The sequence below is a fragment of the Bradyrhizobium sp. JHI2711 genome (assembly GCF_056156565.1).
Genome location: NZ_JBPZPT010000008.1, coordinates 14793 through 37764, shown reverse-complemented (window position 1 = coordinate 37764; position 22972 = coordinate 14793). Strand labels below are relative to the sequence as shown.

The following is a 22972-nucleotide window of genomic DNA, read 5'->3' as shown; positions in this document are numbered from 1 at the left end:
GATGCCCGGGACAAGCCCGGGCATGACGATCTCTTGTGAACTATCACACCGTCGGCAGCACCGAAAACGCTTCCCCTGCCCTGCGCAAACTCAGTTCATCCACGCTTGCCGTCTCACTGGTGACACTGTCGACGCGCGAGGACGGCGGGCCGTGGCGGCACAGCGCGACCATGTCCGCAACGTGCGTCGGCGCGCCGGCGAACAGCGCTTCCACGCTGCCGTCACGGCGGTTGCGGACCCAGCCTTCGAGGGCATACGCGATGGCCTGAGACTCCACCCAGGCTCGATAACCGACGCCCTGCACGCGGCCGCGGATCATGACCTGGAGAATCGCCCGACTCATGTCTTCTTCCATCCGAGCAAATCGGAGCTGCGCGCCTTGACCGCGGCCTCGCGCGTAACGCGCGCCATCAGCTCCGACGATGCCAGGCCCTTGAGGCTTTTTGGCGCCATGCCCTCGCGCAACGCCTTCTGTGTCTCGTAGACGGCTTGCGTCGCGGCGGCGATCGGCGCATGGCCCTGCAGCGCGATGCGCACGCGCTGGCCCTGGAGATAATCGAGCCCACTCAATTCCTCGGACGCGCCGCCGAGCACGATCGGCAGCCGCGTGGCGGAGACGATGGCCTCGAGCTCGGCGCGCGACTTGATGCCGGTGAAAAACAGCGCATCGACGCCGGCGGCCTCATAAGCCTGGGCGCGGCGCACCGCATCCTCGATCGAGGTGATCGCGGCTGCGCCTGTGCGGCCCATGATGACCAGCGAGGGATCGCTGCGGCCGCCAAGCGCCGCCTCCATCTTGCCGACGCCCTCCTCCAGCGAGATCAGCTGTGCCTTCGTCGCACCGAATGCGGCCGGCAACAGTGTGTCCTCGATGGTGAGGCCGGCCGCGCCCGACGTCTCCAGCTCCTGCACCGTGCGGCGCACGTTCAGCGCATTGCCATAGCCGTGATCGGCGTCGACGAGCACCGGCAGCGCCGAGGCCCGCGACATCCGCCGCATCTGCTCGGCAAGCTCGGTGAGCGTGATCAGCGTGACATCGGGATCGCCGAGCACGGCGAGCGAAGCCACCGATCCGCCGAACATGCCAAGCGGAAAGCCGAGATCCTCGGCAATCCGGATCGAGATCGCGTCATAGACCGAGCCGGGATGGACGCACGTCCCGCCCGACAGGATCGATCGCAGTTTCTCGCGGCGGGAACGAAAGGCCATGGTTGCCCTCCCAATTATTGCGACGCAGCCGCAACGTACTCCGTCATTGCGAGCGCAGCGAAGCAATCCAGTGTCTTTCCGCAGAGGCAGTCTGGATTGCTTCGCTGCGCTCGCAATGACGGTGAGCTTGGGGCCCGGCAAGACCCCCACTCACATCTTTTATCTTACGCAAACTCCAGGATCAGCGCGTCCACCGCGAGTGTCGCGCCGGCGCTGGCGTGGATCTTCTTCACGGTTCCGTCCTGTTCGGCGCGCAGCACGTTCTGCATCTTCATGGCTTCGACCACCGCCAGGGTCTCGCCGGCCTTGACCTCCTGCCCCTCGCTCACCGCGATCGAGATGACGAGGCCCGGCATCGGGCAGAGCAGCTTCTTGCCGCTGTCGGAGGCCGTGGTCACCGGCATCAGCCGCGCGGAGGCCGCCTCGGCCTCGGTCCAGACATAGACCGGCACCTCGACGCCCTGATGCGCGAGGCGGATGCCGTTGGCGATCGGGCGGGTCTGCACGGCGACGAACTGACCGTCGATGGTGCCCTGCCAGACCGGATCGCCCGGCTTCCACGGCGACTGCAACAGATGCGTGTTGCCGGCCTTGCCGTCGGCGTCGATGAAGCGGATCGTGATCGCTTCGCCTTCGCGCGCGACCTCGAGCAGTATCTCCTGGCGGTCGAGCCAAACCGCGCGACGCCGCTCGCGCTGCACGACGCGGCCGCCCATCTGGCCGGAGATCTGCCGCTTGCGCGCCCCCAGCACGTGATCGATCGCGGCGCCGACCGCGGCGATGCGACGCGCGACCTCGCCTTCGGGCACGCGCACCGCAAAACCCTTGGGGAATTCCTCGGCGATGAAGCCGGTCGAGAGCCGTCCCTCGCGCCAACGCGGATGATGCATCAAGGCCGACAGGAACGGGATGTTGTGGCGGATGCCATCGACATAGAACGAGTCCAGTGCAGTCGCCTGCGCCTCGATCGCCGCCGCGCGCGAGGGCGCATGGGTGACGAGCTTGGCGATCATCGGATCGTAATGGATCGAGATCTCGCCGCCCTCCTGCACGCCGGTATCGTTGCGGATGGTGATGCCGTCGTGGCTCGCTTCCGCCGGCGGACGATATTTCACCAGGCGCCCGATCGAGGGCAGGAAGTTGCGGAACGGATCTTCGGCGTAGAGGCGCGATTCCACCGCCCAGCCGGTCAGCGTGACGTCCTTCTGCGCGATGGCGAGCTTCTCGCCGCTCGCGACGCGGATCATCTGCTCGACGAGATCGATGCCGGTGACGAGCTCGGTGACGGGATGCTCGACCTGGAGGCGCGTATTCATCTCCAGGAAGTAGAAGCTCTTGTCCTGGCCTGCGACGAACTCGACCGTGCCGGCGGAATCGTAGTTCACGGCCTTGGCCAGCGCGACCGCCTGCTCGCCCATCTTGCGGCGGGTCGCCTCGTCCAGCAGCGGCGACGGCGCTTCCTCGATGACCTTCTGGTTGCGGCGCTGGATCGAGCATTCGCGCTCGCCGAGATAGATCACGTTGCCGTGCTTGTCGCCCAGCACCTGGATCTCGATGTGGCGGGGATCGACGATGAACTTTTCGACGAAGACGCGGTCGTCGCCGAACGAGGCCTTTGCCTCCGCCTTGGCGAGGTTGAAGCCCTCGGCAACCTCGGCTTTGGAATGGGCGATGCGCATGCCCTTGCCGCCGCCGCCGGCGGAGGCCTTGATCATGACGGGGTAGCCGATCTCGTCGGCGATCCGCACCGCGTGCTTGTCGTCCTCGATGACGCCGAGATAGCCCGGCACGGTCGAGACTTTTGCTTTTGCGGCGGCCTTCTTGGACTCGATCTTGTCGCCCATTGCGGCGATCGCGCCGGGATTCGGGCCGATGAAAACGATTCCTGCGGCTTCCAGCGCGCGCGGAAACGCCTCGCGCTCGGACAGGAAGCCGTAGCCGGGATGCACAGCCTCGGCACCCGTCTTCCGGCAGGCCTCCACGATCTTCTCGATCACCAGGTAGCTCTCTGCCGCGGCCGGCGGGCCGATCAGCACCGCCTCATCGGCCATCTCGACGTGGAGGGCATCGCGGTCGGCCTCGGAATAGACCGCGACCGTCTGAATTCCCATCTTGCGGGCAGTCTTGATGACCCGGCAGGCGATTTCGCCGCGATTGGCGATCAGAATGCGTTTGAACATGCTTTTCTTGAGTCTCGACCTTGGGCGGGACCCTTCCCTGGCCGTTGGGGCCTTTGGGAGGGGCCGTGTGGCTCCCGTGGTACATCAAAATGGGCCGGAGGCAACGGTCTAAATCGGGCCGCCTTTGGCGTACCAGCGCAAGACCGAAATGGGCCCGGCGCGCCTGCCGTGCGGCATCCCTAGGACTTTCCGGCCTTGGCCGCGTCCCGGACCAGGTCATGAATGAAGCCCAACTTGCCGACCACCGCGGGCGACAGGATGAAGGGATAGAGGTCGCGCAGGCCCATGGCGCGGTTGACGCTGTTCATGGCGAAGGTGAAGGGCAGCCATGCGTTGACCAGCGCCTCGACATCCCTGGCCTCGTACGGGTTGAAGCGGATGCGCGCCGTCAGCTCCCCGTCGCGGTCGACCTTGGGACGCACCTCCATGCCGAACTCGGCGGCCATTTCCAGGGCATCGACGATGTGGAGGTAATGCGCCCATGTCTCGGCAAAATCCTCCCACGGATGCGTCGTGGCATAGGCCGAGACGTAGTTCTGCTGCCAGTCCGGCGGCGCGCCCTCGGCATAATGGCGCTGCAGGGCCTGGCCGTAATCGGCGCTATCGTCGCCGAAGACGGCGCGGCACTGGTCGAGCTTGCCGCCATCGCGCACCAGCACATCCCAGAAGTAATGTCCGACCTCGTGGCGGAAATGCCCGAGCAGCGTCCGATAGGGCTCGCCCATCTCGAGCCGGCGCCGCTCGCGCTCAATGTCGTCGGCCTCGGTCAGCGCGATCGTGATCAGGCCGTTGTCATGGCCGGTCATGACCTTCTCGCCGCTGTGCGGATCGTCGGCGAGGAAGTTGAAGATCAGGCCATGTTCGGGATTGTCCTGGCGGGTCTGGAGCGGCAGCTTCCAGCGGATCAGGGAATAGAACAGCCGGTGCTTGGCCACCTCCAGCTCGCGCCAGCCGGCGAGCTGCGCCGGATCCGAAAGGTTCGGCACGGTCCCGTTGTGGCGGCAGGCGCGGCAATAGCCGGTGCTATCGCCTGCGTCGGTCAGCCAGTTGCAGGCGTCGTACTCGGCATTCCGGCACAGCATCCGGCTCTCACTCTTGTCGGCGAGGATGCTCCAGGCGTCTCCGTCGGCCTCGATCGCCGACATCGTCTCCTTCTCTGGCAGGAAGGCGATCCGATGGCCGCAGCGTTCGCAGGCGCGGTTCTCGAAATAGAGGACGTTGCCGCAGGCCTGGCAGATAAAGAGCTTCAAGATTTAGCCTCGTGGGAAAGGAAAGCCTATGAGCGCGCTGGCACCTCGCGACGACGCCTCAATCCGCCGATCGTTCCAGTATTCGGAACAAATTGCCAGACCGGACGTTACCACCGCGTACTTCTCTGCGTTCAGGCGCGCGCCCCCATTTCCCGGCACCACCTGCCCTCTAAACAATGGCCATCACGCTCCGTCTGTGTGAATATCGGTCCGGCACGTGCGCACCTGCATGACAACGGCCGATGCCTTGAACGAACCCTTGCCCGAGACCATCGCCGCCGAAAGGCTGCGCCAGCACCTCGAAGACGTCGCGCGCGAGCGCGACAATGCCTATCGCGCGCTGCAGGAGCGCGAGGCCGAGCTGGCGCGCATCCAGCGCATCGGCAAGGTCGGCGGCGTCGAGGTCGATTTCCGCGAAGGCTTCAAGAACCGGCGTTCGCCCGAATATCTGATGATCCACGGCCTTCCGCCGGAAGCCGCCGAGGAGTCGCACGAGGATTGGGTCAACCGTATCCATCCCGACGACCGCGACGCCACTGTCAAGCATTTCTTCGAAGCGCTCGCCGGAGCGAGCGAGGACTATAGCGCCGAATACCGCATCATCCGCCCCAGCGACAGCGAGACCCGCTGGATCCGGGTCGTCGCAAAGATCGAGCGCGACAAGGACGGCCGCGCCATCCGGCTCGTCGGCGCTCATATCGACATGACCGATCAGGCGCTGGCGCGCGAGACGCTGCGCGAAAGCGAGGAGCGCTTCCGGCTGATCGCCGACAGCGCGCCGGTGCCGATCTGGGTCACCAAGCTCGACCGCAAGCGGTCCTTCGCCAACCAGGCCTATGTCGATTTCGTCGGCCTGCCCTACGACCAGGCCATCGACTTCGACTGGCGCAAGGTGCTGCATCCCGACGACCTGCCGCACGTGCTGCAGCAATCCGTCCAGGGTGAAGCGTCCCTCAAACCCTTCGTGCTGGAAGCGCGCTACAAGAACGCCAGCGGCGAATGGCGCTGGCTCCGCTCGGAATCGCAGCCGCGCTGGGATGCGACCGGCAAGCATATCGGCTTCATCGGCGTCGCCCACGACGTCACCGTCGCCAAGCAGGCCGAGATCGATCTCCGGCGGCTGAACGAGACGCTGGAAGAGCGCATCGCCGAGCGCACCGCCGAGCTCGAAGCCAACGAGGCGCGGCTGCGCGCGATCCTGGAGACGAGCAATCAGTATCAGGGCCTGGTCAATCTCGAGGGCCAGCTGGTCTACGCCAACAAGACCGCGCTCGCCGGCATCAAGGCGAATTCCGCGGACGTGGTCGGAAAGCCGTTCTGGGACACACCCTGGTTCACCGGCACGGAGGGCATGAGTGCCGCCGTGCGCGAGGCCTTCGACACCGTGCTCAAGGGCGAACCCGTGCGGCTGGAGATGCGCCTGCGCCTTCCGATCGGCGAGCGCGATTTCGACTTCGGCATGCGTCCCGTGCTCGACCGCCAGGGCAACATCACCGGCGCCGTGCCCGAGGCGGTGGACATCACCGAGCGGCGCCGCGGCGAGGAAGCGCTGCGGCAGTCGCAGAAGATGGAGGCGATCGGCCAGCTCACCGGTGGCGTCGCTCACGACTTCAACAATCTTCTCACCATCATCCGCTCTGCGACCGATTTCCTGCGCCGCCGCGAGCTGCCGGAGGAGCGCCGCCGACGCTACGTCGATGCCATCTCAGACACGGTCGAGCGCGCCTCCAAGCTGACCGCGCAGCTTCTGGCCTTCGCGCGCCGGCAACCGCTGAAGCCGCAGATCTTCAACGTCGGCAGCCAGGTCGAGGGCGTGGCGCAGCTGGTGCGGCCGCTGGTCGGCGCCCGCATCGAGATCGCCGTGGAGGTTCGGGACACCGGTTGCTTCACGGTGGCCGACATCGCCCAGTTCGAGACCGCGCTGATCAATCTCGCCATCAACGCCCGCGATGCCATGGACGGCGAAGGCCGCCTCACCATCGCCGTGCGCAAGGTCTCGGGAATACCGAGCCTGCGCGCACAATCGGCGCGCCGCGGCGACTATGTCGCGATCTCCGTTACCGACACCGGCAGCGGCATCGCGCCGGAACATCTCGAACAGATCTTCGAGCCGTTCTTCACCACCAAGGAGGTCGGCAAGGGCACCGGCCTCGGGCTCAGCCAGGCCTTCGGCTTCGCAAAGCAGTCCGAGGGCGACATTGCGGTGACGAGCACGCAAGGTGAAGGTGCCACCTTCACCATCTACCTGCCGCAGGCGCAAAGCCCCACTACGGAGAAGGAAGCAGCGGCCCTGAGCCACGAGGCGGCCACGACCGGGCGTGGTTATCGCGTGCTCGTGGTCGAGGACGACGACGAGGTCGGCCGCTTCTCCACCGAGCTCCTGGAGGATCTCGGCTATGTCGTGCGCCGCGTCGCCAATGCCAACGCGGCGCTGGCGATCCTGGGCGAGAACGAATTTGCCGTCGACCTCGTGTTCTCCGACGTCATCATGCCCGGCATGAACGGGGTCGAGCTCGCCGGCATCATCCGCGAGCGCTATCCGGGCCTGCCCGTGGTGCTCACTTCCGGCTACAGCAACGTGCTGGCCGAGAACGCCCACCGCGGATTCGAGCTGATCCAGAAGCCGTATTCGGTGGAATCGCTCTCGCGCATCCTGCGCAAGGCGATCATGGAGAAGCTGTCGGTGGCAAGGTGAGTGTCACATTCGCGAGAAGCAGCCACGAATTCCAGTCCGTTGCCGCGGCAAGACTCTAGGGGAAGACAGCCGTTCCCGCATCGGTTATCGATGCCGAATGACTGACCGAACCTCAAGGACTGAACGTGCCGTCTGACGCCATCTGGGCCTGGAGCATCATCTTCGTCGCGACCGCCTGCGTCATCATCCGGCCGTTTCGCCTGCCCGAGGCGATCTGGGCCGCGATCGGCGCGAGCGCCCTGGTGCTATCAGGCTTGCTGCCTTGGCAGGACGCGCTTGTCGGCATCGAGAAAGGCCTCGACGTCTATCTCTTCCTGATCGGAATGATGCTGATCGCCGAGCTGGCGCGGCTCGAAGGCCTGTTCGATTATCTCGCCGCGCTCGCGGTGGAATACGCACGCGGCTCGCCGCAGCGGCTGTTCCTGCTGATCTATCTCGTCGGCACGCTCGTGACCGTGCTGCTTTCCAACGATGCTACCGCGATCGTGCTGACGCCGGCCGTCTATGCCGCGACGCGCGCGGCCGGCGCGAAGCCGCTGCCTTATCTGTTCGTCTGCGCCTTCATCGCCAATGCCGCGAGTTTCGTCCTGCCGATCTCCAACCCCGCCAACCTCGTCGTGTTCGGCGCGCGCATGCCGCACCTGACGGAATGGCTACGCCTGTTCGCCTTGCCCTCGGCGGCGTCGATCCTGCTGACCTACATCGTGCTGCGCCTGACCCAGCACCACGCGCTGAAGGAAGAGACGATCGCGCGCAGCGTGCCGCATCCCAAGCTCGGCCGCGGCGGCAAGCTCACCGCAATAGGCATCGTCGCGATCGGCATCGTGCTGGTCACGGCGTCAGCGCTCGACAAGCAGCTCGGCCTGCCGACCTTTATCTGCGGCGGCGTGACGGCCGCGATCGTGCTGCTGCTCAGCCGGCAATCACCCTTGCCCGTGCTGCGCGGGGTGTCCTGGAGCGTGTTGCCGCTGGTCGGCGGGCTCTTCGTCATGGTGGAGGCGTTGATCAAGACCGGCGTGATCGCGCAGCTCAACGCGTTGCTGCACCAGGCGGTAGCTCAATCGGTCCCGCAGGCGGCCTGGAGCGTGGGCATTGCCACCGCGCTCGCCGACAACATCGCCAACAATCTTCCGGTCGGCCTCGTCGCCGGCTCGGTTGCCGCCGGCGATCATCTGCCGGTGCCCGTCGTCAGCGCGATCCTGATTGGCGTCGATCTCGGCCCCAATCTGTCGGTCACCGGCTCGCTCGCCACCATCCTCTGGCTGGTCGCGCTCCGCCGCGAGAAAATCGAGGTCGGCGCCTGGCCGTTCCTCAAGCTCGGCCTGCTGGTGACGCCGCCGGCCCTGATCGCGGCGTTAGCCGCCGCGATCAGATAGCGCTCATCGTCAGTCGTTCTCGTAGCCGTAGACTTCCGGCAGGATGAAGATCGCGGCAAGCAGGCCTACCAGCGGGAAGATCGCGACCATCAGCGTGGCGTTCGCCTGCCCGATCGCGGCAAACACCGTTGGGAACAGGAAGATCGCCAGGAACGACGGCAGCTTCACGAACATGTAGGCGAAGCCGCTTGCGGTGCCCCGATATCGCGGACGGGCGACCATGGTCGGGATTGTCATGCAGTTCGACGCATCCCAATAATGGCCCCAGAGCATGCCGGCGGCGGCGAACGGCAGCAGGATCTTGTTGTCGGTGTAGAGCGCGAAGGCCGCGACCAGCAGCGAAACCAGCACGATGCCGAAGCCGGCGATGGCGATGCCACGATGGCCGATCTTCGGCGTCAGCAAGGGTCCGACCCAGCCCGACAGGGCGGCGAAAGAGAACAGCGCCATCGTCACCACATTGATGCCGAGCACGCTCGATACGCCGACCATCACAAACAGCACCGGCAGATAGAATGCGAAGGTCGAGAATTCGCTCGCCTGGGCGAAACAGGCGATCCAGCCATAAAGGGTGGCGCGCCAGCGAATCGGATCCTTCCTGAGGTCAGCGAGGAATGCGCGCGTGCTGGTCTTGGGAACCTCGACGTCCCGATCCGGCAGCATGTCGAGATTGTCGTTGAACATCTCGCGCGCGACCTGCTTGGCCTCGCGGTAGCGCCCCTTTTGCACCAGCCACACCGCCGTCTCCGGCACGTCGTGACGCATGATCAGGATGATCAGTGCCGGCACCGCACCGAGACCGAGCGTCACGCGCCACAGCATCTCGTGGTTCATGTCGACCAGCAGGAAGATCACGATGACGCCGATGGTGAGAACTTCACCGACGGCGAACATGAACTGCCAGCGGTTGCCCATGACCTCGCGCTCGCCCTTGGCCATGGATTCCATGATGTAGGTGTAGCCGGTCGAGATGTCGGAGCCGAGCGGAATGCCGAGCAGGAAGCGGATCACGACGAGCCAGCCGACGCTGGGTACGAAGGCTTGCGCCAGCGCCAGCACGATGAACAGCACCATCGTCACGAGGAACATCACGCGGCGGCCGATCTTGTCGGACAGCCAACCGCCGAGCAGCGCGCCGATCAGGGCACCGCCCTGCGTGCCCGCGGCGGCGAGGCCGAGCATCAGTGGATCGGGATTGTACTGTTCCTTGATGAAGATCAGCACGAAGGCGATCGAATAGAGGTCCCAGGCCTCGACCAGGATCGAGGCCATCATCAGCCAACCGACCTTGTTGCCTTTGGGACTGTAGTTCGTGATGAGGTAGCGGACCGCGGCTTCGCTCGCGGTCGCCTGTGGCATCGCCATCGTTGACATTCTTCTTCCTTTCTTCAGAACTCCCTAAAGCGCGATGACATCAGGATCTCATCACGCTTTAGCTTGTTGTCTTGCGCATGATCTCTTCGGAGAACCGCCTCACACTTTTCCGGATCATGCTCTACGCGCCGAGCAGCGGCTCGATGCTGCAATCGAGCAGGCGCGGATCGATCCCCGCCTCCATGCCCGTAAACATCTCGCCCATGTAGTCGATCAACGCGTCGCTCGCCTTCACCGCCTCCTCGACGCGGCGGTTGGCGACGGCTGCAAGAATGGCGAGATGATGATCGATCGTGCCTGACAGATCCGCCTGCCCCGGCATAAAGCGATGGTGGATGTAACCGATGCGCCGATACAGCGTGTGCAGCGGCCGCAGCGTGTGCACCAGGAACGGCTCGCCGGCGGCCTCCAGCACCAACGCGTCGATGCGGCGGTCGATATGATTGAATTCGTCGAGGGTGAGGCTGGCGCGGCGCTCGCGCAGCAGACGCTCGATGTGCATCGCCTGATTGCGATGCGACAGGGTGGCGCGATCGGCGGCGAGGCGGATCACGAAGCGTTCCATGTCGCGGCGTAAGGCCAGCAGCATGCGCTCGCGCGCCAGATCGATCGGCGCGATGTGCAGGCCGTGACGCGGCCGGATGACGATGAGAGTGTCGGCGGAGAGACGATTGACGGCGTGATGGACCGGCGTGCGGCCGAAACCGGTGATTTGCTGCAATTCCAGCATCGTCATGAATTGTCCGGGCTTGAGCTCGCAATGAACGAGCAGCTCCTCGATCCTCTGATAAGCCAGCTCGAAGAAGTTGAGACGGTTGCGCCGGGAGGGCCTGCCCTCCCCGTCGCCGTGTCTCACCACCGCGAGTGCGCGCTTGCGCCGTGCCATGCCGTCCTCTCCCGTCAGCCCGCGCTCTCGTTGCTGGGTGGCGCCTTGTTTGTGGCACCCTTAAAACATGTTGTGATATATTACAAGCAAGCGTAAGACGTCGGCACGACCTGCAGCATGCTGCAGCGCAAAATGAGACGTCAGGTGCGAAGCGCCGTTCGATGGGAGGATACTTGCCGTGAAGATCACGTCGCTCGAGACATTGCGCACCGAGGAATTTTCCAACGTCATCTGGGTCCGCATCCACACCGACACTGGTCTGATCGGTCTCGGCGAAACCTTCTATGGCGCCGGCGCGGTCGAAGCGCAGATCCACGACACCTTTGCCGGCCGCCTGCTCGGCCGCAATCCCCTGCACATCGAAGCGATCCATCGCGACATGCTGAATCTGCCGATGGCGCAGTCCTCGACCGGCGTCGAATACCGCGCGGCATCAGCGATCGACATCGCGCTGTGGGATCTATTCGGCAAGGTCTGCGGTCAGCCGGTGCACCAGATGCTCGGGGGCCTCTGCCGCGACAAGCAGCGCATCTACAACACCTGCGCCGGCACGCAATATGTGCGCTCGACCAATATCAGCCCGGTGGCCAATTGGAATCTCGGCGCCTCCAAGGGGCCCTATGAAGATCTCGACGGCTTCATGAACCATGCCGATGCGCTCGCCGAAAGCCTGCTCGAAAGCGGCATCTCGGCGATGAAGATCTGGCCGTTCGATCCCGCCGCGCAGGAGAACAAGGGCCTCTACATCACCGCCGCACAGATGAAGCAGGCGATTGAGCCGTTCGAGAAGATCCGCAAAGCCGTCGGCGACAAGATGGAGATCATGGTCGAGCTCCATTCGCTCTGGAATCTGCCGACCGCCAAGCAGATCGCCCGTGCGCTCGAGCCCTACAAGCCGACCTGGTACGAGGACCCGATCCGGATGAACTCGCCGCAGGCGCTGGCCGAATATGCCCGTTCGACCGACGTCTGGGTCTGCGCCAGCGAGACGCTGGGCTCACGCTTCCCCTACAAGGACATGCTCGACCGCGATGCCATGCACGTGGTGATGGCTGATCTGTGCTGGACCGGGGGTCTCACCGAAGGCCGCAAGATCGCGGCAATGGCCGAGACCTATCATCGGCCTTTTGCTCCTCATGACTGTATTGGCCCGATCGGCTTCATCGCGGCCATCCACATGTCGTTCAGCCAGCCCAACACCCTGATCCAGGAATCAGTGCGCGCCTTCTACAAGGGCTGGTACAATGAGCTCGTCACCACGATGCCCACCATCAAGGACGGCTACGTCTTTCCGATGGAAGGCCCCGGCCTGGGCGTCGACCTCCTGCCTGCCGTCTTCGAGCGCACCGATCTGACCGTGCGCCGCTCCAACGTCTGAGGAATTCTTGAGATGAGCACTTCCCTCTTCGATCTCTCCGGCCGCACCGCGCTCGTCACCGGCTCCTCCCGCGGCCTCGGTCGCGCCATTGCTGAGGGCATGGCCAAGGCCGGCGCGAAGATCATCATCAACGGCGTCGATCCCAAGCGCGTCGAGCAGGCCGCCGCCGAGTTTCGCGCCGCCGGCCACCAGGCCGAAGGCGCCGCCTTCAACGTCACCGATGAGCCCGCAATCGTCGCCGCCTTCAACGAGTTCGACAGACAAGGCCTCGCCGTCGATATCCTCGTCAACAATGCCGGCATCCAGCACCGGAAGCCGCTGGTGGAGTTCACCACCGACGAATGGCGCAAGGTGATCGAGACCAACCTCACCAGCGCCTTCGTGATCGGCCGCGAGGCGGCCAAGCGCATGATCCCGCGCAAGCACGGCAAGATCATCAATATCGGCTCGCTCGGCAGCGAGCTCGCCCGCCCCACCATTGCGCCCTACACGGCGGCCAAGGGCGGCATCAAGAACCTGACCCGTTCGATGGCGGTGGAATGGGCCCAGCACGGCATCCAGGCCAATGCGATCGGCCCCGGCTACATGCTCACGGACATGAACGAGGCGCTGGTCAACAACGCCGATTTCAATACCTGGCTGATGGGCCGCATTCCCTCCAAGCGCTGGGGCAAGCCGGATGAGCTGGTGGGCGCCGCGATCTTCCTCGCCTCGGATGCGTCGACCTACGTCAACGGCCAGATCATCTATGTCGATGGCGGCATGATCGCCGCGATGTGATCGCCAAGACCGCGAAGGAGCAAGCCATGCGCGCCGTCGTCATTCACGCCCCGAAGGACCTGCGGATCGACAATTTTGCCGATCCGGCCCCCGGCCTTGGCGAGGTCCGCGTCAAGATCGCCAATGGCGGAATCTGCGGCTCCGATCTGCACTACTATCATCACGGCGGCTTCGGTGTCGTGCGGATTCAGCAACCGATGGCCCTGGGTCACGAGATCGCCGGCGTCGTCGCTGACGTCGGTGACGGCGTCGCCAATGTCAGGCCGGGCACGCGCGTCGCGGTCAACCCGAGCAAACCGTGCGGGGCTTGCCTGCATTGCCAGGAAGGCATGCGCAACCAGTGCCTCGACATGCGCTTCCTCGGCAGCGCGATGCGCTTTCCCCATGTGCAGGGCGGCTTTCGCGAGTTCATCACGGTCGACGCGACGCAGGCCGTGCCGATCTCAGACAAGCTGTCGCTGGCGGAAGCCGCGGTCGCCGAGCCGCTTGCGGTGTGCCTGCATGCCGGCAAGCAGGCCGGTCCCCTGCTCGGCAAGCGCGTGCTGATCACCGGCTGCGGTCCGATCGGCGCGCTGATGATTTTGGTCTCGCGCTTCGGCGGCGCGTCGGAGATCGTTGTCACCGATGTGGCCGACGCTCCGCTCGCGGTCGCGAAAAAGCTCGGCGCCACGCATGCCATCAACGTCGCGACCAATGCCACTGCGCTCGATCCCTGGCGCGCCGGCAAGGGCGTGTTCGACACGCTGTTCGAGGCCTCCGGCAACCAGGCCGCGCTCCGCACCGCGCTCGACGTGCTGAGGCCCGGTGCGACGCTGGTGCAGCTCGGCCTCGGCGGCGAGATGACGCTGCCGATCAATTCCATCGTGGCCAAGGAATTGCAGCTGCGCGGCACATTCCGCTTCGATCCCGAGTTCGAGCTGGCGGTGCGCCTGATGGGCGACGGCCTGATCGACGTCAAGCCGTTGATCACGGCCACCATGCCGTTCGAGAATGCGGCCGCGGCCTTCGAGCTCGCCAGCGACCGCGCGCAGTCGATGAAGGTCCAGCTTACCTTCTAGGCGCGTCGTTGGCCTGTTGCCCCTCGATCAGCCGGTCGGTGACCAGCCGCACGGCCCCGCGCTTCCAGGAATAGTCGGCGCCCATGCGTAGTCCGCTGTCGCCACGCGCCAGCACCGCGCCGGTCCTGGCATCGCGCACCTGGAAGCCGAGCGTGTATTCGGTGCGGCTGACGCGGCGCACCACGCCGATCAGTGATTGGTCCGCGCCGAGCTTGCGCGCAATGGAGACCTCGCAGCCGCCGCAATCCCGCAAAGCGCCGGCCTTCCCCGCCTCTGCGCCGACCTCGACGATGCGATAGCGGCCGGATTGGCCGAGCGCCTCGCGCACACCGCCAGTGACCTCCGCGAGATATGACGCATCCGACGCACCGGACGTCCCCGCTGAGGCGGCCGTCATGTCCTCGAGCTCGAAATCGAACACGGCAAGCGCGACCGGCGCAGGCGTGCCGAGCGCGGCCATGACCTCGCGAGACACGAACATCTGGGCGCGCTCCCATGCCTCGTCATTGTCGCCGCGGAAGCTGTAGAGCTTGTCCAGCACAAGCGTCTTGGCGCCGACGTCGATAACGGCGACCTTGGCCCATTGCACCAGCGTGCTCGTCTTCTGAATGCCGCCGACCACCTTGAACACCGCTCCGTCTTGGACGGATCGCACCAAGCGGTAGCGCTGGTCTGCCTCGATGTCCCTTCGAAGCGCGGCCATGAACGCCGCCAGCCGCCGCTCGTGGGCCGCGGTCTGGTCGGTCGGCTCGCCCGAAGTGTCGGTGTAGCTGAAATCGTCCATGGCGACGCCGATGGCGGCCTGCGCAGCGAGGGGCGAGCAAGAGAGGACGAGGAGGAGACAGGCGGAGAGAACAAGGCGGCAGCGGTGCATGAACGAACCTCGTGGATGGGACGAAAATCTAGACGGGCCGCCTCAGGCCCCGCAGCTGCCACGATCCCGACCAATGCCGGGAAATTTTCACGACATTGCGGTGCGGCAAGTCGGGAACGCTTCCCGCCGCCGGCGTTCTGCCCTTTAATGAGGCGCGACAAGCCCGTTCGCACCAGGTGCAAGCCGATGTGGAATCGCCCGAGATTCGATCTCAAGGTCCGTCTGACGCTGCGCGTGGCGGCGATATCGGCTGCCTGCTTCGCCGTGATATCGACCTATTTCCTCGTCACCGCCGATAGCGCCGCGCATGCGCGCATCGACGGGATCGCCGCCATCGTGGCCAAGACGCTGGAGCTGCAGCAAGGCAAGGTGCAGTGGGCGGCGAGCCCTCGCTCGGACTTTCCGGACCTCGACCCGGTGTCGGCCCATGTGATGACGCCCGGCCTCTGCCTCGGCTTCCGCAGCGCGAGCGGCGACATGCTGCAGCGCTTTTGTAGCGGCGCGCCTGCCCCGGCGAGCCCGCCGCCGCAAGCCTTCTCCGCCTTCTATCGCAGCCTGTTCGACCCCGGCCGCGAGGCGGCGCGGCCCGTGATCGTGCGCGGAACCAAACTCGGCGAGACCGTGGTCTCGATCGACCCGGCGGTGCAGACGGCAGAGGCCTGGCATGAGGCCGGCCGCCTGATGATCGCGCTTGCGATCGCGCTGCCGCTGCTCTGTGCGCTGGTCTATGCCGCACTGGCCCGTGCCCTGCGCCCCACCCGCATGATCGGCAGCGGCCTCGAACGCATCGCCGCCGGCGACCTCACCACGCGGCTGCCGCCGTTCGATCTCGCCGAGCTCTCCGCCATCCGCGACGTCTTCAACCACCTCGCCGAAAGCCTCGACACTGCGCTTGCCGAGCGCAACGAGCTGACGCGGAAGCTGATCGCGCTCCAGGACGAGGAGCGCCGCCATCTCGCCCGCGAACTGCACGACGAATTCGGCCAGTCCCTCGCCGCGATCCGCGCGCTGGCCGCATCCGCCCGCCAGACTGCGGCACAGGACTGTCCCGACCTGCTCGGCGAATGCGACAGCATCGCCCGCACCGCGACAGGCATGATGGAGACGCTGCGCGGCGCGTTGTTCCGGCTGCGGCCGCCCGATGTCGAGGAGCTCGGCCTGGTCGCCAGTCTCGAAGGCCTGATCTCGGGGTGGAACGGCCGCAGCCGCGGCCAGCCGCGCTTCGAGATCCGGTTCGACGGCGCCTTCGACAGCGTGCCCGCCTCCGTCAGTGCCAACCTGTACCGCATCGTGCAGGAGGCACTCACCAACGCGGCCAAGCATGCCGGTGCAACGAAGGTTAGCCTGCATTTGACCATGGCCGACAGCGAGATTGCTCTCGTGGTCGAGGACGACGGCCGCCCGAACGAGGCTTCCGCAAAATCGGGCATGGGCCTGCTGGGCATGCGCGAGCGCGTCGCCGCGCTTCGCGGCCGGATCAGCTTCGAGACCGGCCTTCAGGGCTCCTCGCTGCGCGTATTCATTCCGCTCCCGGCAGCCGCCTCTGAGGCCCTGGAGCACGCTGCATGAGCACGGCGGAAGCGACCATCCTGCTGGTCGACGACCATTCCGTCGTCCGTGAGGGCTATCGCTCGGTGCTGCAGAAGCAGCCGGGCCTGCGCGTTGTCGCCGAGGCGGCCGACGGAGCGGAAGCCTATCGCCTCTACAAATCCGAGACGCCCGACCTCGTCATCATGGACCTCAGCATGCCCGGCATAGGCGGCATCGAGGCCGTCAGGCGGATCAGGCAGTGGGACAAGGCGGCACGGATTCTCGTTTTCACCATGCACGAGAACGCCGGATTTGCCGTGCAGGCGATCCGCGCCGGTGCACGGGGCTACGTCACCAAGACCAGCCCGCCCGAGACCTTGGTGCGCGCGGTCAAGGACGTGCTCGCCGGCAAGATTGCCATCAGCCCCGACATCGACCACGAGCTTGCGCTCAGCCGCATCAGCGGCGAGAGCTCCGCCGCCGACGTGCTGACGCCACGCGAGTTCGAGGTGCTGCGGTTGCTGCTCGCCGAGAACACGACGGAGGAGATCGCCGAGACGCTGCATGTCAGCCCGAAGACGGTGGCGAACCTGCACTCGCTGATCAAGGACAAGCTCGGCGTCGGCTCCGACATCGAGCTGGTCCGGCTGGCGCTGCGCCAGGGGATCTTGACGGAGGTTGATCTCGGCGAAGCCTGATCGCGGCGTCGCGGATCACTCACGTGCGACCACCGAGTCCAGCCACGCGCAGTTGAGTGGCGGCACGCGCGGATCGGCGACGCGCACGCCGCGGGCAGCCGCATCCAGCCGCATCTCGCGCAACCGCTTGCGCTGCTCTTCCGGCATATGCAGCCGCTCGTGGCCCCACAGCGAGGGCCCATCAAAGGTCTCGTGCGGCTGCCAGGTCTCGGGATCGATGACGCGTCCGCCCCAGCCATATTCGATGAAGAAGCCGGACGGCGTATTCACGTAGAACGAGGTCATGTGGTCATTGGTGTGCCGGCCCAGCGTGTAGGCGATGCGCCCCTCGTCCATCTGCGCGAGGTCGTAGCCCTGCCCAACATCATCGAGGCAGCCGAGCTCGACCATGAAGTGATGCATCGCCTTTCGCCCCGAGCCGACCATCGCAAAGGAGTGGTGGCGGCCGTTGACGTGGAAGAAATAAAGCCCGTAAGGCTTCAGCCCGAAATCGGAGACGTGAAAGCCGAGCACGTCGCGATAGAACGGCAACAGCGGCTCCACGTCCTCCACATTGAGCACGACATGCCCCATGCCGAGCGCGCCGGTGCGGAAGCCCGAGATCGGGCGACCCGGCCTGAACGGCTCGCTCGCAAGCTCCGGCTTGCAAAAAGCCTCCAGCCGGTTGCCGGCGGGGTCAGTGAACGCGATCAGCTCGGCGACATGCCGCTCGTCAGCGAGTGCGCGCGAGCCCCTCGCCACCTTGATGCCATGGCTTTCGAGCCGTCCTGCCAGCTTATCCAGTTCGGCGGTCGAAGGAACCTCCCATCCCATCACCGCAAGGCCGGCATCGCTGCCGCCGTCGACGATCAGCCGCTGCTTGCGGTCGTCCATGCGAAAGGCCCGCATCTTGCCGCCGCGATCGACCTGCTGCATGCCGAGCAGCCCGGTCGCCATCCGGCTCCACTGCTCGAGCTGGGATGAACTGATTCCGATATAGCCGAGCGCTGCGATTTCCATCGAACTCCTCCCGAAGGCGACGCGATCACCGTACTGCGGCGAGCTTGATACCGGCCGCGCGCGATCCTACGGTGGCGTTCCGCAATCGCCTCGCGTTCGCAGGCGACAATAAGCGCGCCGCGATGTGCCACAAGGGAGGAAATAGGAAGTGTCCAAGGAGCGGACGCGGAACGGCCAGCCTCGGCAGTCTGAGGGCGTCCGTGCCTTCAAGCGCGGGCTCGACGTGCTGCACGAGGTCAACCGCTCCGGCGGCATCCGCGCCGGCGACGTCGCCCGCGCGCTCGACCTGCCCCGACCCACCGTCTACCGCCTCCTCGAAACCCTGGAGGAGCTCGGCTATATCGCCCGCAGCGCCAGCGACGACCGATTTCGTGTCACCCGGCGTGCCCTAAGCCTCGGCGACGGCTACGATCCCGGCGTGGTGATCTGCCAGGCGGCGGCGCCTTATCTCGCCGATCTCAGCAAGAAGCTGGTCTGGCCGGTCGATCTCTCGACTTACGAGAACGCGGCGATGGTGGTGCAGGAGACCACCCACTCTCGCAGCCCGCTCTCGATCGACCGCGGCATGATCGGCAAGCGCCTGCCGATGCTGCGCACGTCTGCGGGCCGCGCCTATCTCGCCGCCTGCCCTGCGCGCGAACGCGATCTCATCATCAATCATCTCCGCCGCATCGATGAGGCCGACGACCGCCCCTTCCTCGACCAGGGCCGGCTCGACCGCATGATCGCCGAGACCGCGGCGCGAGGTTACGCCATCCGAACCGAGGGCGAATACAATCCCAAGACGGCTTCGATTGCCGTTGCCATCGTGCGGGACGGCGCCGTATTCGGCTGCATCTCGATCATCTGGATCCGCTCGGCGCTGGGGATCGAGGAAGCGGTCGCGCAGTTTGCGAGCCAGCTGCTGGAAACGGCGTCGGCCATTCCTGTTGCGGAATAGAGGCCGTCCGCTGGGCGGACACTTGCCGCGCCGGCGTTGATGCGCCGGCCCTGCTTGGGGAAGAGATACCCCATGCAAGATAAATCCACCCCGGAAGAGTTTGACGTCGTGATCGTCGGCCGCGGGCCGGTGGGCGCCACGCTCGCCAACCTGCTCGGCCTGTGCGGCGTGCGGACTCTGGTGCTGGAGCGCGAGGCGCGGACCTATCATCTGCCGCGCGCGGTGCATTTCGACGATGAATGCATGCGCGTGTTCCAGACCATCGGGCTTGCCGAGGCGATCCTGCCGCACGTCATTCTCAGTCCCGGCATGCTGTTTCTCGATGCAGCCGGCCGCATGCTGCTGGACTGGTCCCGTCCGCAAACGCTGACGCCGATGGGCTGGCATCTCAGCTACCGCTTCCACCAGCCGGATCTGGAGGACGCGTTGATCGGTGGCCTCGCCCGCTGGCCACACGTCACCTTGCGCAACCGCTGCGAGGTGTTCGCGCTCGATCAGGACGAGCACGGCGTGCGCGTCCGCTGCGAAGACCTCTCCAACGGGAGGCTCAGCGAGGTCCGCGCCGGTTACGTGATCGGCTGCGACGGCGCCCGCTCGCTGGTGCGCCGCTTCATCGGTTCTGGCATGGACGACCTCGGCTTCCACGAGCGCTGGCTCGTGATCGACGTCCTGCTCAAGCGCGTGCGCGACGACCTCGGTGATTACAGCCTTCAGCACTGCGATCCCAGCCGGCCCGCGACTTACGTGCGCGGCACCGGCACGCGGCGCCGCTGGGAGATCACGGTTCTCCCGGACGAGGATTCGCAGGACGTTGCGCAACCCGCGAAGGTCTGGGAGCTGCTGTCGCGCTGGATCACGCCCGCCGATGCCGAGATCGAGCGCGCCGCGGTCTACACGTTCCATTCGGTCATCGCGCAGCAATGGCGGAACGGGCGATTGCTGCTCGCGGGCGATTCTGCGCACCAGACCCCGCCCTTCCTCGGCCAGGGCATGTGCGCCGGCATCCGTGATGCCGCCAACCTCGCCTGGAAGCTGGCGAGCGTGATCCGCGAAGGCGCCGCGCCCGATCTGCTCGACACCTATCAGAGCGAACGCCTGCCGCATGTGCGCGAGTTCATCGAGCTCGCCATTCGCCTCGGCGGTGTCATCAACACCAAGGCGATCGAGGCCGGCCTTGCCGCCGGCGAAGCGCGCGAGAACGCGCCGGTCAAACTGGATGTGAAGAAGCCCCTGCTCGGCCCCGGACTAGAGTTCGGCGACCTGCCGCTCGCCGGACATCTCGCGCCGCAGTTCACGTTGACTGACGCCAGCCGCAGCGATGACCGGACCGGCTACAACCACGTGCTGCTCGTCGAGACAGCGGCGGCACTCTCATCGCGTCTCGCGCTGTCGCAGGCAGGGATCAAGATCCTGACCAGCGACGATGCCAACGATCTTGGGCCCTGGCTGCGCGAGCACGGCATCATCGCCGCACTGGTTCGTCCCGACCGTTACATCCGCGGCTCCGCCCGCAACGAGGCCGAGCTCGACCGCCTCATCGCCGCCATCGCCCCTGCAACCCGAATTCCTTCAGCCCAAGCGCCCTCCGCGGCCTGACCGAACCCTGTCAAGGACATTTCATGAAGCTGCTCTCATTCAGTGTGGACGGACGCCCCTCCTTCGGCGCCGTCAAGGACAACGGCGTCGTCGATCTCGGCGCGCGGATGGCGGCGTGCACCACGCTGCGGGAGCTGCTCGAAGCCGGTCAGCTCGCCGAGGCGGCAAGGCTGGCCGCCTCCGCGGCCCCTGATCATCCGCTCGACAAGATCAACTTCGCGCCCGTGATTCCCGATCCCGGCAAGATCATCTGCGTCGGCCTCAACTATCGCGACCACGTCGCCGAGACCGGCCGCACCGTCACCGAAAAGCCGGCGCTGTTTGCGCGCTTTGCCTGTAGCCAGGTCGGCCATCTCCAGCCCATCGTCAAACCTGGGGTGAGCGACGACTTCGACTATGAAGGCGAGCTCGCGCTCGTCATCGGCACGGCGGGCCGTCACATTCCCCCCGGCCGCGCGCTCGACCACGTCGCCGGCTATTCCTGCTACAACGAGGGCAGCATCCGCGACTGGCAGCGCCACACCAGCCAATTCCTCGCCGGCAAGACCTTTGCCGAGAGCGGCAGTTTCGGTCCGTGGCTGGTGACGACCGACGAGATTCCGGATCCGTCAAAGCTCACCTTGCAGACAAGGCTGAACGGCAATGTCGTGCAGGACACCACGACGGATCTCCTGATCACCGCCATCCCCGAGCTGATCGCCTACATCTCCACCATCTGCCCGCTCGTGCCCGGCGACGTCATCGTCACGGGCACGCCGGGCGGTGTCGGCGCCAAGCGCACGCCGCCGCTGTGGATGCGCCCCGGCGACACCGTCGAGGTCGAGATTTCCGGCATCGGCACCTTGCGCAACTCGGTGATCGCCGAACAGGCCTGACCGTCAACATCGATCAATCAACGATAACATCAAGGAAACGCCATGGGCACGACCCGCACCACCTCCGCCGCCACCCTCCTGATCGCACTTGCGCTCGCGCCCCTCCCCGCGCGGGCCGAGATCAAGGGCGAGGCCATCCGCATCGGCGTCCTCACCGACATGAACGGCGTGTTCGCGACCGCCATGGGTCCGGGCTCGGTCGAAGCGGCGCGAATGGCCGCCGAGGAGTTCGGCGGCAAGATCGACGGCAAGCCGATCGAGATCTTGCAGGCCGATCACCAGAACAAGCCGGATCTCGCCGCATCGCTGGCGCGAAAATGGTTCAGCGACGGGGTCCAGGCCGTCGCCGATGGCGGCAGCTCCGGCGCAGCGCTGGCGGTGCAGGAGCTGGTGCGCGGCAACGGCAAGATATTCCTCATCTCCGGCGCCGGCGCGAACCAGCTGACCGATGAAGCGTGCGCGCCAACCAGCGTGCAATGGACCCAGGACGCCTATTCCACCGCGACCGCCGTGGTCTCCGGCATCATGCAGACCAGCAAGGAGCCCTGGTTCTTCATCACCGGCGACTACGCCTTCGGCCATTCGATCGAGGTGACCGCACGCGAGCGCATCGCCGCACTCGGCGGCAAGGTCGCCGGCAGCGTCAAGGCGCAGCTCGGCACGCCCGATTACAGCTCATTCCTGCTCCAGGCGCAGTCGTCGGGCGCCAAGATCCTGGCCATCAACGTTGCCGGCGACAACGCGACCGCGATCAAGCAGGCCGAGGAGTTCGGCCTCGCCAGCCAAGGCATGAAGATCGTGCCGATGTCGTTCCAGAACGTCGACATCGAGGCGGTTGGGCTCAAAGCGACGCGCGGTGATCTCATCGTCACCTCCTTCTTCGAGGATGTCTCGCCGGCAGCCCGGAAATTCTCCGATGCGTTCTATGCTCGCCGCAAGGCGATGCCCTCGCAGATTCAGGCCGGCGTCTATTCCGCCGTGCGCCACTATCTGCAGGCCGTGAAGGACACCGGTTCCGATGAGGGCGCCGTCGTGATGGCCAAAATGAAGGCGACGCCGGTGTCGGACGCCTACACCCCCAACGGCCGCATTCGCGAGGACCAACGCATGGTGCACGATCTCTATCTGGTGCAGGTCAAGACACCGGAGGAATCCAAGGGCCCGTGGGACTTCGTCAAGCTGGTCGCGACGATCCCGCCCGACCAGGCCTTCCGCCCGCTCGATCGCAGCAAATGCAGCCTGGTCGGCAAATAAAGCCTCTGAAGCGAAGTGGA

General features: G+C 65.8%; 19 protein-coding genes. 11 read left to right on the top strand and 8 right to left on the bottom strand.

Translation table 11 applies throughout. From position 1 onward, the window contains the following. Nucleotides 1-43: 43 nt before the first annotated feature. The 4 genes from ACTEK7_RS34555 to ACTEK7_RS34540 form a co-directional block, all read right to left on the bottom strand. Nucleotides 44-343, bottom strand: a complete 300-nt coding sequence (locus tag ACTEK7_RS34555) for an acylphosphatase (RefSeq protein ID WP_225144571.1) — start codon at nucleotides 341-343, stop codon at nucleotides 44-46. After that, entirely contained in the window at nucleotides 340-1209 is an 870-nt protein-coding gene (locus ACTEK7_RS34550) for an isocitrate lyase/PEP mutase family protein (RefSeq protein WP_225147635.1), read from the bottom strand. The genes ACTEK7_RS34555 and ACTEK7_RS34550 overlap by 4 nt, the downstream gene beginning before the upstream one ends. 164 nt (nucleotides 1210-1373) lie before the next feature. Next, complete coding sequence (locus ACTEK7_RS34545; protein WP_225147636.1) at nucleotides 1374-3389, bottom strand: acetyl-CoA carboxylase biotin carboxylase subunit; 2016 nt, start codon at nucleotides 3387-3389, stop codon at nucleotides 1374-1376. Between the two features lie 179 nt (nucleotides 3390-3568). After that, complete coding sequence (locus tag ACTEK7_RS34540) at nucleotides 3569-4639, bottom strand: zinc-binding metallopeptidase family protein (RefSeq protein ID WP_225147637.1); 1071 nt, start codon at nucleotides 4637-4639, stop codon at nucleotides 3569-3571. Nucleotides 4640-4856: 217 nt separating this feature from the next. Here ACTEK7_RS34540 and ACTEK7_RS34535 point away from each other — a divergent pair, with 217 nt between their 5' ends. Both ACTEK7_RS34535 and ACTEK7_RS34530 read left to right on the top strand, forming a co-directional pair. Further along, nucleotides 4857-7334: a hybrid sensor histidine kinase/response regulator gene (locus tag ACTEK7_RS34535; RefSeq protein ID WP_036013532.1), complete on the top strand. Its 2478-nt coding sequence runs from the start codon at nucleotides 4857-4859 to the stop codon at nucleotides 7332-7334. Between the two features lie 125 nt (nucleotides 7335-7459). Beyond that, entirely contained in the window at nucleotides 7460-8710 is a 1251-nt protein-coding gene (locus tag ACTEK7_RS34530; RefSeq protein WP_225132550.1) for an arsenic transporter, read from the top strand. Between the two features lie 9 nt (nucleotides 8711-8719). On the opposite strand, the gene ACTEK7_RS34525 is transcribed toward ACTEK7_RS34530, so the two are convergent. Further along, entirely contained in the window at nucleotides 8720-10084 is a 1365-nt protein-coding gene (locus ACTEK7_RS34525; RefSeq protein WP_057029694.1) for an MFS transporter, read from the bottom strand. A 121-nt stretch (nucleotides 10085-10205) separates the two neighbouring features. Next, nucleotides 10206-10970 (bottom strand): GntR family transcriptional regulator, encoded by a 765-nt coding sequence (locus ACTEK7_RS34520; RefSeq protein WP_225114303.1) that lies wholly within the window; start codon nucleotides 10968-10970, stop codon nucleotides 10206-10208. A gap of 178 nt (nucleotides 10971-11148) precedes the next feature. Between ACTEK7_RS34520 and ACTEK7_RS34515 the strand changes: the two genes are divergently transcribed. From ACTEK7_RS34515 to ACTEK7_RS34505, 3 genes are read left to right on the top strand one after another with little or no spacing between them, the layout of a single operon-like run. Continuing rightward, a complete protein-coding gene (locus ACTEK7_RS34515; protein WP_225147638.1) occupies nucleotides 11149-12348 on the top strand; it encodes a mandelate racemase/muconate lactonizing enzyme family protein in 1200 nt (399 codons plus the stop codon). A gap of 12 nt (nucleotides 12349-12360) precedes the next feature. Beyond that, nucleotides 12361-13128: a glucose 1-dehydrogenase gene (locus ACTEK7_RS34510; protein WP_225147639.1), complete on the top strand. Its 768-nt coding sequence runs from the start codon at nucleotides 12361-12363 to the stop codon at nucleotides 13126-13128. Nucleotides 13129-13154: 26 nt separating this feature from the next. After that, complete coding sequence (locus ACTEK7_RS34505; RefSeq protein WP_225147640.1) at nucleotides 13155-14186, top strand: L-idonate 5-dehydrogenase; 1032 nt, start codon at nucleotides 13155-13157, stop codon at nucleotides 14184-14186. Here ACTEK7_RS34505 and ACTEK7_RS34500 read toward each other — a convergent pair. Continuing rightward, complete coding sequence (locus ACTEK7_RS34500) at nucleotides 14176-15060, bottom strand: DUF3280 domain-containing protein (protein WP_225114972.1); 885 nt, start codon at nucleotides 15058-15060, stop codon at nucleotides 14176-14178. The two genes, ACTEK7_RS34505 and ACTEK7_RS34500, sit on opposite strands and share 11 nt — an antisense overlap. 186 nt (nucleotides 15061-15246) lie before the next feature. On the opposite strand from ACTEK7_RS34500, the gene ACTEK7_RS34495 reads away from it, so the two are divergent. Both ACTEK7_RS34495 and ACTEK7_RS34490 read left to right on the top strand, forming a co-directional pair. Beyond that, nucleotides 15247-16629 carry a sensor histidine kinase gene (locus ACTEK7_RS34495; RefSeq protein ID WP_225114973.1) on the top strand — a complete coding sequence of 461 codons (1383 nt, stop codon included), beginning with the start codon at nucleotides 15247-15249 and terminating at the stop codon, nucleotides 16627-16629. Then, a complete protein-coding gene (locus ACTEK7_RS34490; RefSeq protein ID WP_036029111.1) occupies nucleotides 16626-17288 on the top strand; it encodes a response regulator in 663 nt (220 codons plus the stop codon). Before ACTEK7_RS34495 ends, ACTEK7_RS34490 begins: the two co-directional genes overlap by 4 nt. Before the next feature lie 15 nt (nucleotides 17289-17303). On the opposite strand, the gene ACTEK7_RS34485 is transcribed toward ACTEK7_RS34490, so the two are convergent. Then, entirely contained in the window at nucleotides 17304-18287 is a 984-nt protein-coding gene (locus tag ACTEK7_RS34485; protein WP_225147641.1) for a VOC family protein, read from the bottom strand. A 148-nt stretch (nucleotides 18288-18435) separates the two neighbouring features. Here ACTEK7_RS34485 and ACTEK7_RS34480 point away from each other — a divergent pair, with 148 nt between their 5' ends. From ACTEK7_RS34480 to ACTEK7_RS34465, 4 genes are all read left to right on the top strand, one after another. Next, a complete protein-coding gene (locus tag ACTEK7_RS34480) occupies nucleotides 18436-19227 on the top strand; it encodes a DNA-binding transcriptional regulator (RefSeq protein ID WP_036029106.1) in 792 nt (263 codons plus the stop codon). 72 nt (nucleotides 19228-19299) lie between these two features. Then, nucleotides 19300-20823 carry a bifunctional 3-(3-hydroxy-phenyl)propionate/3-hydroxycinnamic acid hydroxylase MhpA gene (gene mhpA, locus ACTEK7_RS34475; RefSeq protein ID WP_225147642.1) on the top strand — a complete coding sequence of 508 codons (1524 nt, stop codon included), beginning with the start codon at nucleotides 19300-19302 and terminating at the stop codon, nucleotides 20821-20823. Nucleotides 20824-20846: 23 nt separating this feature from the next. Continuing rightward, nucleotides 20847-21698, top strand: coding sequence for a fumarylacetoacetate hydrolase family protein (locus ACTEK7_RS34470; RefSeq protein ID WP_225147643.1), 852 nt, complete (start codon nucleotides 20847-20849; stop codon nucleotides 21696-21698). Nucleotides 21699-21740: 42 nt separating this feature from the next. Beyond that, nucleotides 21741-22952 carry an ABC transporter substrate-binding protein gene (locus ACTEK7_RS34465; RefSeq protein WP_225147644.1) on the top strand — a complete coding sequence of 404 codons (1212 nt, stop codon included), beginning with the start codon at nucleotides 21741-21743 and terminating at the stop codon, nucleotides 22950-22952. The last annotated feature ends 20 nt before the right edge of the window (nucleotides 22953-22972 follow it).

Excerpts from the sequence above, each read along its gene's own strand:
- ACTEK7_RS34555 (WP_225144571.1), bottom strand. The coding sequence starts at position 343 with ATGAGTCGGGCGATTCTCCAGGTCATGATCCGCGGCCGCGTGCAGGGC.
- ACTEK7_RS34550 (WP_225147635.1), bottom strand. The coding sequence starts at position 1,209 with ATGGCCTTTCGTTCCCGCCGCGAGAAACTGCGATCGATCCTGTCGGGC.
- ACTEK7_RS34545 (WP_225147636.1), bottom strand. The coding sequence starts at position 3,389 with ATGTTCAAACGCATTCTGATCGCCAATCGCGGCGAAATCGCCTGCCGG.
- ACTEK7_RS34525 (WP_057029694.1), bottom strand. The coding sequence starts at position 10,084 with ATGTCAACGATGGCGATGCCACAGGCGACCGCGAGCGAAGCCGCGGTC.
- ACTEK7_RS34520 (WP_225114303.1), bottom strand. The coding sequence starts at position 10,970 with ATGGCACGGCGCAAGCGCGCACTCGCGGTGGTGAGACACGGCGACGGG.
- ACTEK7_RS34510 (WP_225147639.1), top strand. The coding sequence starts at position 12,361 with ATGAGCACTTCCCTCTTCGATCTCTCCGGCCGCACCGCGCTCGTCACC.
- ACTEK7_RS34505 (WP_225147640.1), top strand. The coding sequence starts at position 13,155 with ATGCGCGCCGTCGTCATTCACGCCCCGAAGGACCTGCGGATCGACAAT.
- ACTEK7_RS34500 (WP_225114972.1), bottom strand. The coding sequence starts at position 15,060 with ATGCACCGCTGCCGCCTTGTTCTCTCCGCCTGTCTCCTCCTCGTCCTC.
- ACTEK7_RS34495 (WP_225114973.1), top strand. The coding sequence starts at position 15,247 with ATGTGGAATCGCCCGAGATTCGATCTCAAGGTCCGTCTGACGCTGCGC.
- ACTEK7_RS34490 (WP_036029111.1), top strand. The coding sequence starts at position 16,626 with ATGAGCACGGCGGAAGCGACCATCCTGCTGGTCGACGACCATTCCGTC.
- ACTEK7_RS34485 (WP_225147641.1), bottom strand. The coding sequence starts at position 18,287 with ATGGAAATCGCAGCGCTCGGCTATATCGGAATCAGTTCATCCCAGCTC.
- mhpA (WP_225147642.1), top strand. The coding sequence starts at position 19,300 with ATGCAAGATAAATCCACCCCGGAAGAGTTTGACGTCGTGATCGTCGGC.
- ACTEK7_RS34470 (WP_225147643.1), top strand. The coding sequence starts at position 20,847 with ATGAAGCTGCTCTCATTCAGTGTGGACGGACGCCCCTCCTTCGGCGCC.
- ACTEK7_RS34465 (WP_225147644.1), top strand. The coding sequence starts at position 21,741 with ATGGGCACGACCCGCACCACCTCCGCCGCCACCCTCCTGATCGCACTT.